General features: G+C 60.8%; 5 protein-coding genes and 1 pseudogene. 4 read left to right on the forward strand and 2 right to left on the reverse strand.

Annotated features, from left to right (window positions below):
• Positions 1–59 precede the first annotated feature (59 nt).
• Both WBQ77_RS08460 and WBQ77_RS08465 read left to right on the forward strand, forming a co-directional pair.
• The gene (locus tag WBQ77_RS08460) at positions 60–335 is read left to right on the forward strand and encodes a DDE-type integrase/transposase/recombinase (RefSeq protein WP_424059787.1); all 276 of its coding nucleotides are present in this window, start codon (positions 60–62) and stop codon (positions 333–335) included.
• A gap of 52 nt (positions 336–387) precedes the next feature.
• Positions 388–621, forward strand: a pseudogene (locus WBQ77_RS08465) (thymidine phosphorylase); the annotation flags it as partial.
• A 47-nt stretch (positions 622–668) separates the two neighbouring features.
• Here WBQ77_RS08465 and WBQ77_RS08470 read toward each other — a convergent pair.
• Positions 669–1,106, reverse strand: coding sequence for a host attachment protein (locus tag WBQ77_RS08470; RefSeq protein WP_424045553.1), 438 nt, complete (start codon positions 1,104–1,106; stop codon positions 669–671).
• A 554-nt stretch (positions 1,107–1,660) separates the two neighbouring features.
• Here WBQ77_RS08470 and WBQ77_RS08475 point away from each other — a divergent pair.
• Both WBQ77_RS08475 and WBQ77_RS08480 read left to right on the forward strand, forming a co-directional pair.
• A complete protein-coding gene (locus WBQ77_RS08475) occupies positions 1,661–3,613 on the forward strand; it encodes a PHA/PHB synthase family protein (protein ID WP_424059785.1) in 1,953 nt (650 codons plus the stop codon).
• Between the two features lie 308 nt (positions 3,614–3,921).
• Positions 3,922–4,221, forward strand: coding sequence for a DDE-type integrase/transposase/recombinase (locus WBQ77_RS08480; protein WP_424059789.1), 300 nt, complete (start codon positions 3,922–3,924; stop codon positions 4,219–4,221).
• 213 nt (positions 4,222–4,434) lie between these two features.
• Here WBQ77_RS08480 and WBQ77_RS08485 read toward each other — a convergent pair whose 3' ends face one another.
• Positions 4,435–7,170, reverse strand: a complete 2,736-nt coding sequence (locus WBQ77_RS08485; RefSeq protein ID WP_424042207.1) for a bifunctional acetate--CoA ligase family protein/GNAT family N-acetyltransferase — start codon at positions 7,168–7,170, stop codon at positions 4,435–4,437.
• Between the last annotated feature and the right edge of the window lie 280 nt (positions 7,171–7,450).

Below are 7,450 nucleotides of genomic sequence, written 5' to 3' on the forward strand. Positions count from 1 at the left end.
AGCCTCAGCATCTCAGGGCGTTAGATAGCCCTCTCCCTAACCTAACGAGCAGGGAGAACTTGTTTCATAGTAAGGAGGCGAGCAGAGCGGATGAGGTTTTCGGTACACATAGCGGTCGTTGGCTCAACAATCGGGCTGAGAATTCCCACCAGTCGTGCCGACGACGAGAGGATCCTATGGCGAAGTTCAGGGACATAAAGACCCTGCAGAAATTTGCCGCCGTTCACACCTCAATCCACAACCATTTCAACCACGACCGTCACCTCAACCGCCGCGATATCTTCAGACAGAACCGCTCTGCCTCCCTGGCCGAGTGGCGTCAGCTTGCAGCCTGAACGCCTCAGACCACTGCCCTTCGCAGCCCCGTCTACGTTTGTCTGACAATGCCCGAGTGGCAGCCTCGTCAGCGTGACAACGGCAAAGCTACCTGAAAGGCTCGACGCGGCGCGCCAAAAAATCCTCGGAAGTCTCCTTAGCGCCAACGAGATCACCGCCATCATCAACGACATTGCGCGCTTCCGCTATTCCGATATGGAGATTGCTGCGTTTCTCGTCGCCTCCGCGAGTTTTGTGACGATGGCCGAGCTTCTGGCGCTGACGCGGGCGATGGCCGAAATCGGCGATATCGAGCCCGAGGCGCTCTCGCGGGAGATCATACCAGCCATGGCCTAGGCGCTATTGAGGAGCCCCTCGATTTCTCCTATCGGGACGTTGGTCAGATCCTTTCCGATTTCGGCCGCTAAGACGGACTGCAAACGGTCTCCATAAGCGGCGCGCAGGGCACCAAGGGTGCACGGATCCGCGACAACGACGAGGCGGCGGAACCGACCTTGCGACGCCCAGTCCACGAGGAGCGCGGCGAGGTCTTCGGCAAAGCGGCGTTCGGAAAGGCGATGCCAGTCGGTCTGCTGCAGCGCGCTCTTCCCCGGCCCAGCGTCCCGCATCCGGCCCGGCCTGTCGCTTGAGAGCTCGCGCGCGGGCGGGTTCTCGACCTCTTCCTTCAAAACCGCGCAGAGATTGGGATCTTCGACATTACCCTCATTGCGGAGCAAGAGGTACTTCTCGCCATCCGCAATGACGACCCAAGTGTCATGTGCCAGTCGCACGCCGTTCCTCTCCATTGAAGCTATCTCTCTTCGACGATCTCGCCCAAGGTCTCGCCCGCGAGATGCTCGGATATATCCTCCGAAGCCGTAACCACGGCCGCTTCCTCGATCTTTTGTGTGCTGTAACAATGTAGGACGTTCCGCGACACTTGGCGACCGCCTGTCGCCCCAGGGAGTCCTCTCAACCGCGCATCGGACCGCGATGTCGTGATCCGTGATGTTGCCGATAAGCCGACCATCCACCGAGGACAGGCAAGACTGTCAGGTGGCAGCCACTATGGGGAAGGGCGCATGATTAAGATCAATGATGACTTGAACGAATTCGCTCACCTTAACGGCTGATGCCCTGTCGTGCCCGATGATGCAAGTGTGGCAGGGAAAAGCGATTTAAGGCGATGGCGGAACAACCACAGGCAGAAGGCTGCACAGGGAACCAGGACAAAAAAACAGTGCCCAATCGACAATCGACCACCTTGACGAATTTTCCGAAGCCGGTAGGTGCATCAAAGCCTGGCGCGCCGACGCATGGGTCTCAGGAGCAGGCATCAGTCGCTATGGCGAACGAGGCGGTCGAAGCGCGAGAGCCGATGGGCGAGCAGAAGGGTGAGACCACGGCAATGCCTTCCCCAATGCCGTTCCCTTGGCTTACCCCCTTCCTCGCGGGGCATGAGCAGTTTGCGAATTCGTTTCAACCGGGTAGGTCCTTCCCCTGGCTGTCTGGACTCTTCAGGGGGCAGGAACAAACGACCTCGGCCGCACCGAGTGCCGGCAATGAACAGGCGGAGTACCTCGAAGGGACCCCCACCATCGATCGTATGGTTCATGCTGCGACGTCCCAGTTTACTCTGGGCATCTCGCCGGCCGCGATGACGGTCGCCTTTGCAGATTGGGCGACGCATCTGGCATGGGCGCCAGGCAAGCAACACGTACTGTTGACGAAGGCCCTGCGCAAGGCAGCCCGTTTCGATACCTATGCGGCGCGGTGCGCCGCGGATCCGAACACGCCGTGCTGTATCGAACCACTGCCTCAGGACAAGCGCTTTCGTGCGCCCGCCTGGCAGCGCTGGCCTTACAACCTCATCCATCAATCATTTTTGCTGACCCAACAATGGTGGCACAACGCGACCACCGGTGTCAGGGGCGTCTCTCCACATCACGAGAATGTCGTGAATTTCGTCACGCGTCAGATGCTCGATGTCTTCGCGCCATCCAATTTTTTGCTCACCAATCCGGAGCTTCTGGAGATTACCGAAAAAGAGGGCGGCCAGAACTTGGTGCGCGGCGCCGTCAATTTCGTCGAGGACTGGGAGCGGGCGATCGCCGGGCGTCCTCCTATGGGCGCGGAGTCCCTCCAAATCGGACGTGACTTGGCGGTCACACAAGGCAAGGTCATTTATCGCAACCGCCTCATGGAGCTTATCCAGTACGAGCCCTCCACGAAGAACGTCTACGCGGAACCCGTACTGATGGTTCCGGCCTGGATCATGAAGTACTACATCCTGGATCTGTCGCCGGCGAACTCACTCGTTCGCTACCTGGTCGATCGGGGCCATACCGTATTCATGATTTCCTGGCGGAATCCGGGTGTGGAGGATCGCGACCTCTCGATGGAGGACTATCGGCGCCTCGGCTTGGAGCGTGCGCTCAACGTCGTGCAAAGCGTCGTCCCCGGCCGCAAGATCGACGCGGTCGGATACTGCCTCGGCGGAACGCTGCTGACGATCGAGGCTGCGGCGCTCGCCCGCAAAGGCAAAGAATGGCTGAACACGGTGACCTTGCTCGCCGCACAGACCGATTTTGGGGAGGCCGGTGAGCTCGCTCTGTATGTCGACTATAGCGAACTCGCTTTCCTCGAAGACGTAATGTGGAACCAGGGTTATCTCGACACCAAGCAGATGGCCGGCGCGTTTCAATTGCTTCGATCGAACGATCTGATCTGGTCACGTATCTTGCGCAGCTACCTGGTCGGCTGCCGGGAAAAAATGAACGATCTGATGGTGTGGAACGCCGACGCAACGCGCATGCCCTATAAGATGCATAGCCAATATCTGCGCAGCCTGTTCCTAAACAACGATCTGGCCGAGGGGCGCTATGAGGTGGACGGGCGGCCGATTGCTCTGTCCGACATACGCGTACCGATGTTCGTCGTCGGCACCGAGAGGGATCATGTTGCGCCGTGGCGATCGGTCTACAAAATACAAATGCCGACGGACACGAACGTCACCTTCGTCCTCACGAGTGGCGGGCACAATGCGGGGATCGTCAGCGAGCCGGGCCATCCTCGCCGACATTATCGGATGTCGTACAGGCGGCACGACGAAAAATACATCGATCCGACAACGTGGTTGGAGGAAACCCCGAAGCATGAAGGCTCGTGGTGGCCCGCTTGGGGCGAATGGTTAGTGAAGCATGCGGGCGACCGCGTTTCGCCCCCGCCCATGGGAGCGCCGAAAAAAGGGCATACGCCGATCACGGCTGCCCCCGGCACCTACGTGATGCAGCGCTGAACCGGGTATTGTCAGAGTAAATTGGCTTGAGCCTCTTGGCGAGGTTTCTTAGCCTCCGGCGATAAGCAATCCCTTCCATTATTTCAACAGATCGCCCGAGGTGATCCGCATCACGATGATGATGTATCTCCGCTATCCGCTGTCACTGCGGCAGGTGGAAGATTTGCTGTTCGATCGGGGGCATCGACATCTGCCGCTAGACGATACGATTTTGGTGAAATCGCCTCGGTCCAATATTCGCCAAGGAGATTAGGAAACGACGCCTTCATCGTCGGTCATTTTCGCAATGGCGCCAGCACTTGGAAGAGGTGTTCGTCAGGATCAATGGCGAGACGCATTATCTGTGGCGCGCCGTAGATCACGAAGGCGATATGCTGGAGGTCTTTGCTACGAAGCGCCGAGATCGCAAAGCGGCACCGAAGTTTCTCAAGAGGAAGATGAAACGCTCTGGTCGACCAAGTTTGATAGTTACTGACCGGCTTCGGTCGTACCGATCGGCGATGAAAGTCATCGGCAATGCTGCCGATCAGGAGTGCGGTCGGTGGCTCCACAATCGGGCTGAGAATTCACACCAGCCATTTCGACGACGAGAACGAGCGACGCAGTGATTCAGAGCCGCAAGGACCCTACAGAAATTCGCCGCCGCTCACGCATCAATCCACGACCACTTCAACCACGACCGCCACCTCAACCGCCGCGATATCTTCAAGCAAAACCGCGCTGCCGCCCTGGCCGAGTGACGTCAGCTTGCAACCTGAACGCCTCAGACCAGTACCCTTCGCAGCCCCGCCGAGGTTTGTCTAACAATGCCCTCCGGCGCGCTAGCGACCCTGAGTGGACATTGCTTCGGGGTCCGCTTCCTCCTTGAGGTCGGCCGGTAGCTTGAGCCGCACCTTCTGGATCGAGCTGTCTTCAGGATCGGGAGAGATTTCGAAGTCAAGCGCGCGGCACATGTCGAGCATGCGCTGATTGTTGGTGAGGACATCGCCAACAAGCCGGCGCAAGCCCTCCTTCTCGGCGTAGGCGATGAGATGACGCATTAGCGCCCAGCCGATGCCGGTTCCCGTGAGGTCGCTCCGCACGATGATGGCGTACGCGCCCGTGAGGTAATCGGGATCGGCGGCGAGTCTCACCACGCCAAGAAGCTCCTTCTGTTCCTTGTCCAGCGCCATGAAGGCCATGGCGCGCGAATAGTCGATCTGAGTGAAGCGGGCGATGAATTTGTGCGAGAACTCCTTGCGCGGCGAAAGAAAGCGGAAGCGGATGTCCTCCGGCGAGAGCTTCTCGATGAACGCGCCATAAAGATGCTCGTCGGCAGGCCTGATTGGTCGGATCAAAATTCGGTCGCCGTCAGAAGTCTCGGTCCACCTCTCCCACTGGTCGGGATAGGGCCTGATGGCAAGCCGCGGATTGGGGCCTTCCATCTCGACTTCGCGGGGCTCGATGCGGATACGCGCGTCGAGCGCGATGACCCCCGCTTCGTTAGCGAGCAGGGGGTTGATGTCGAGCTCCTTGACCGCCGGACAGTCGACGACGAGCTGCGATAGGCGCACCAATGCCTCGGCAATAGCGGAAAGATCAGAAGGGGGCTGGTCGCGATAGCCTTCGAGCAGCTTGAAAATGCGCGTCTGCCCCATGAGATCACGGGCAAGCTCGGCGTCGAGCGGCGGCAGCGCCACCGCCGTGTCGCGGATGATCTCCGTCGCCGTGCCGCCGGCCCCGAACAGGATCATGGGGCCGAACAGGGGATCGTCGAAAATGCCCATCAGAAGTTCATGCGCCCTGCTGCGCATGATCATAGGCTGCACCGTGAAGCCATTGAGGCGTGCCTCGGGGCGCAGCTCGCCCGCGCGCTGTTGCATCCGCTCGGCGGCCCGGCGCGCCTCTTGCGGCGAGTGCAACCCGAGCCGAACGCCGCCCACCTCCGATTTGTGCGAAATGTCGTCCGAGAGAATCTTGACCACGACCGATGGCGTCTGCTCAAGCAGCGTCGCGGCAACGTCCTCAACCTCTTCCGGTGAGGCGGCCACCCTGGTAGCGACGGTGGGGATGCCGAAGGCTGACAGGACCGCCTTGGCCTCCGGCTCGCTCAGGAGCGATCGTCCTGCGCCGGCGGCAGCGCGCATGATGGTGCGCGCCGCTTCGTCGGCGACCCGCAGTCGTTCCGTCTCCAGGGGAGGCGCGTGCATCAGGCCCTCTTGAGCCTTGGTGTACTGCCAGAGATAGAAGAAGCCTTTGACCGCGTCGGTTGGCGACTCATAAGTGGGGATACTGGCCTCCCGGAACTTGCGCCTTCCTCCCGAGACGGCGTCCTCGCCGAGCCAGTTGGTCAGGACCGGCGGTAGACGCTCAGGCCTCGGCGCCCGCGCGATGGTATCGATGACGGCTTGCGCCGCATCGCTCGAAGAGGCAAGCGCCGTAGGACAGTTCATGACGAGAATGGCGTCCGCCGTGCAGTCGGCAAGAACGACATCGAGAGCGGCTTCATAGCGCTCGGGTTTGGCGTCGCCGATGATGTCGATCGGATTTCCCCGCGACCAGTTGGCGGGAAGCACTTTGTCGAGCTTGGTGACGATGCTCTCGGCAAGCGGAGCGAGCCGTCCGCCCGAGCGCATCAGGTCGTCGACTGCAAGCACGCCGGCGCCCCCACCATTGGTCACAATCAAAAGTTCGTTGCCGGCGACCGACTTCAAGGAGGTCAGCGTCTCGGCAGCAGCAAACAGCTCTTCCAGCTCGTCGACCCGCACCAGCCCGGCGCGTCTGAACGCGGCGCCGACCGCGGCGTCGCTGCCGGCCAGCGCGCCGGTATGAGTGGCCGCAGCCCGCGCCGACTCCTTGTGACGGCCGGACTTGATCACGATCACCGGCTTGGCCCGCGCTGCCGACCGGGCGGCCGACATGAACTTGCGGGCGGCCGGTATCGTTTCGAGGTAAAGCAGGATGGAGCTCGTCGCAACGTCAGCGGCGAGGAAATCGAGCAGGTCGCCGACATCAACATCGGCCATGTCCCCCATGGAGACCACATAGGAGAAGCCGATATCGCGGGCCGTCGCCCAATCGAGGATACCGGTCACGAGCGCGCCCGATTGGGAGAGGAAGGCGAGCTTGCCGGCGGAAGGGCGGTTAATCCCAAAATTGGCATTGAGCCCAAGACTGGGAACGGCGATGCCCAAGCAATTAGGGCCGATGATGCGCAGGCAATAAGGTTGCGCCGCATCGAGCGTCGCCTGCTTGAGATTGGCGGAAAGGCCCGCGGTAATCACGACCGCCGCGCGCGTACCCTTGGCGCCGAGTTCCCCGCTCAGCGTCGGCACCGTGGCAGGCGGCGTCGCGATCACTGCAAGCTCGGGCGCTTCGGGCAGGCCGGCAATGTTTGCGAAGCACCGAATTCCGGCGATCGTCGCTTGGTGAGGATTGACGAGATAGACCTCTCCGGCAAAGCCTCCGGCGAGAATGTTCTCAGTCAGCTTGCTGCCGACCGACCCTGGCTCCGCGCTTGCGCCGATGACGGCGACCGAACGCGGGCGTAGCGCATGGCCGAGATTACGGATCGTCATTGCCGCTCACGCGCGGACCACTCAGGCAACATCGTCACTCCAGCGGCTGGACGAAAGGGTCCGTCTACAGATAGCGTAAGCCGTTGGTTTTGTCAGAGCAAATCGGCCTGAGCCTCCTGGCGAGGTTTCTTAGGCTCCGGCGATGCGCAATCCCATTCGATATTTCAATAGTTCACCCGAGGTCATCCGCCTCACGGTGATGATGTATATCCGCTATCCGCTGTCGCTGCGGCAGGTCGAAGATCTGCTCTTCGAGAGGGGCCTCGACATCTGTCACGAG

It is taken from the genome of Methyloceanibacter sp. (genome assembly GCF_049590335.1).
In the GTDB taxonomy this organism is placed as follows: Bacteria; Pseudomonadota; Alphaproteobacteria; order Rhizobiales; family Methyloligellaceae; genus Methyloceanibacter.

Bases quoted from the DNA above. Each gene is read 5' to 3' on its own strand.
- WBQ77_RS08475 (WP_424059785.1), top strand. From the start codon at position 1,661: ATGGCGAACGAGGCGGTCGAAGCGCGAGAGCCGATGGGCGAGCAGAAG.
- WBQ77_RS08485 (WP_424042207.1), bottom strand. From the start codon at position 7,170: ATGACGATCCGTAATCTCGGCCATGCGCTACGCCCGCGTTCGGTCGCC.